This window comes from Mycobacterium sp. (assembly GCF_040509115.1).
GTDB lineage: Bacteria > Actinomycetota > Actinomycetes > Mycobacteriales > Mycobacteriaceae > Mycobacterium.
Genome location: NZ_JBEVLO010000207.1, coordinates 1 through 3116 on the forward strand (window position 1 = coordinate 1; position 3116 = coordinate 3116).

Annotated in this window: 2 protein-coding genes and 1 pseudogene; all 3 read right to left on the reverse strand. The window is 64.5% G+C overall.

Annotated elements, in window-relative coordinates; all coding sequences use genetic code 11:
- Positions 1-55 precede the first annotated feature (55 nt).
- Positions 56-2089, reverse strand: a complete 2034-nt coding sequence (gyrB, locus tag ABW137_RS14395) for a DNA topoisomerase (ATP-hydrolyzing) subunit B (protein WP_526401021.1) — start codon at positions 2087-2089, stop codon at positions 56-58.
- 231 nt (positions 2090-2320) lie between these two features.
- Positions 2321-2860 (reverse strand): DUF721 family protein, encoded by a 540-nt coding sequence (locus ABW137_RS14400; RefSeq protein WP_526401023.1) that lies wholly within the window; start codon positions 2858-2860, stop codon positions 2321-2323.
- 41 nt (positions 2861-2901) lie between these two features.
- Positions 2902-3116: pseudogene (locus tag ABW137_RS14405) on the reverse strand (DNA replication/repair protein RecF); the annotation flags it as partial.

A 3116-nucleotide genomic window follows, 5' to 3' on the forward strand; every position in this document is an offset into this window, starting at 1 on the left:
GTGCTCCTCGCTCGTCTATGAGCAGCTAGGGATGTGGTACGGAGTTCAAGAAGCGTCAAACATCAAGGAAGCGAACGTCTCTCGCGTTGCGGGTGATGAAGCTGCGGCGAGCTTCGACGTCCTCGCCCATCAGGATGGAGAACAGTTCGTCGGCAGCGGCGGCATCGTCGAGCGTGATGCGGCGCAGTACCCGCGCACTGGGATCCATCGTGGTCTCCCACAGTTCCTTCGCATCCATCTCTCCGAGACCCTTATAACGCTGAATTCCGTCTTCGGCGTTGATCTTTCGGCCCGCCGCCCGACCGGCCTCCAGAAGACCGTCGCGTTCGCGGTCGGAGTAGGCGAACTCGGGCTCGCTGCGCTGCCACTTCAGCTTGTACAGCGGCGGCTGCGCAAGGAACACGTGCCCATTCTCGATGAGCGGCTTCATGAATCGGAACAGCAGCGTCAGCAGCAGCGTCGAGATGTGCTGCCCGTCGACGTCGGCGTCGGCCATCAGCACGATCTTGTGATACCGCAGTTTGGAGATGTCGAACTCGTCGTGGATGCCGGTGCCGAGCGCGGTGATGATCGCCTGAACTTCGGTGTTCTTCAGAACACGGTCGATGCGCGCCTTTTCGACGTTGATGATCTTGCCGCGCAGCGGGAGGATCGCCTGGTACATCGAGTCACGGCCGCTCTTGGCCGAGCCACCGGCCGAATCGCCCTCCACCACATACACTTCCGACAGTCTTGGATCTGTCGAGCGGCAGTCGGCCAACTTGCCAGGCAGGCCGCCGATGTCGGTGGCGCTCTTGCGGCGCACCAGCTCACGCGCCTTGCGCGCGGCCATCCGAGCCTGCGCTGACTGAACCGCCTTGTTGACGACTGTCTTGGCCTCGGCCGGATTGGCCTCGAACCAGTGGGTGAGCTGCTCGTTGCAGATCTTCTGCACGAACGACTTGACCTCGGTATTGCCCAGCTTGGTCTTGGTCTGACCCTCGAACTGCGGGTCGCCGACCTTCACCGAGATGACTGCGGCCAGACCCTCGCGAATGTCGTCGCCGGTGAGGTTGGGATCCTTCTCCTTGAGCAGCTTCTTGTCCTTGGCGTACTTGTTGACCACCGTGGTCAGCGCGCTGCGGAAGCCCTCTTCATGGGTGCCACCCTCGTGCGTGTTGATGGTGTTCGCGAAGGTATGCACCGACTCGGAATAGCCTGCATTCCACTGCATTGCGATCTCGACCTCGTGGTCGGGACCCTTGCCGTCGAAGTCGATGATGCTCTGCTGGATCGGGGTCTTGGTGCGGTTGATGTGCTTGACGAAGTCGACCAGACCGCCGGGATAGTGGAAGGTGCGGTGCTTGACCTTGTGGGGCGCCTTCGACTCGGCTTCCTTCTCGTCGGCTGACTTCGGGGCGTCCGCCGTGTCGCTCACGACCTCGTCGACGACCTCGTCGGCGGTGACGCGCTCGTCGATCAGGTCGATGGTGAGTCCCTTGTTGAGGAAGGCCATCTCCTGCAGGCGCCGCGCCACGGTCTCGAAGTCGTAGACGGTGGTCTCGAAGATGTCGGGGTCGGCCCAGAACCGGATGGTGGTGCCGGTCTTCGTCGAGGGGCCGCCCTGCTTCAGGGTGCCGGGGACGGACCGGTCGTAGTACTGGAACCACTCGTGGCCGTCCCGAAGAATCGTGGCCTCGAGCCTGGTCGACAGGGCATTGACCACCGACACGCCGACGCCGTGCAGACCGCCGCTGACGCGGTACCCACTGTTCTCGCCACCGAACTTGCCGCCGGCGTGCAGCTGGGTCATGACCACGTCGACGGTGGGGACGCCGGTTGCGTGCATCGCCACGGGGATGCCACGACCGTCGTCGGTCACCTGCACGCTGCCGTCGCCGAGGATCTTGACGTCGACGCGGGTGGCGTACCCGGCCATCGCTTCGTCGATGGCGTTGTCCACCACCTCCCAGACGAGATGGTGCAGACCACGCTCACCGGTGGACCCGATGTACATGCCAGGACGTTTGCGGACTGCCTCGAGCCCTTCGAGAATGGTGATCGAGTCGGCACCGTATTCCTTGGGAGCACTCTTCTTCTGGGCAGTCACGTTCGACGCGTCTCCTTGGTCTTGAGGCGGGGAATGCCGGCCGGGGGTCGACAGCGCCCCTGGCGAATCTCCACCAGTCTACCGTCACGCACCGTCAGGACTGACTCTGAGGCTGCGTTTCTGCACACCTAATTGCGACGTGCGCGGAATTTCGCGGTTCTTGCCGCGTCCCGACGCTTGAGAACGGCCCTCGAAACGTTGTCGGCGCTCTCAGAACACCGATGTGGAAGGTCATCCATAGGTGTCACGCGGGCCCCGGCCCGGCACGTTGTACTTGCCCTTGCGCCAGGACGGCGCGGCCGGACCGACGATTCTCAACGACGTCACGACACCGTCGCCAACGGCCGCGGCGATCTTGGCAAGGAGTTGGGCCTGCACCATGCGAAGTTGGGTGGCCCAGGCCGTCGACTCGGCCTCGACGGTCAGGACTCCTTCGCGCAGCGAGGCGGGATTGGCGTGTTCGGCGATCTGCTCACCGACTACCGTCGCCCACTGCCCGAACACCGTGCCCTCCGCCACCCGGGACGACCAGCCGCGGTTCTTCGCCAAATCCGACGTCGCGGCCGCCAAGGTTTGAGGATCTCTCGGGTCAGGCCCCGGACCCGACCACCTGCGTCGCGTCCCGCGCACCGGGGGAGGCTTTGCCGACGACGTCCGCCCCCTCCCGACGTCCTTGCCCTGACTGCGCGCCGCACCTCGGGCTTCCTCGAGCGTGCGGCGAACCAGATCCATTCCCTTCAGATGCGCCAACGACTCCGACGGGCCAGGGATCGCGGCGTCATCGCCGTTGTCGGCATCCTCGGGTGATTCCGTCACGTGACCACCTCCGAGAGACGCCCCGAATCGTCGTCGCGCATACCGATCGTCAGTCGACGCGCGTCCCAATCCTCTGGAATGTCCTCCGACACTGCGGCGGTCACCAGAACCTGTTCGGCCGATGCCGCCACCTCGACCAGCGCCCGCCGCCGGGCGGTGTCGAGCTCGGCGAACACGTCGTCGAGCAGAAGCACCGGATCACTTCCATCCG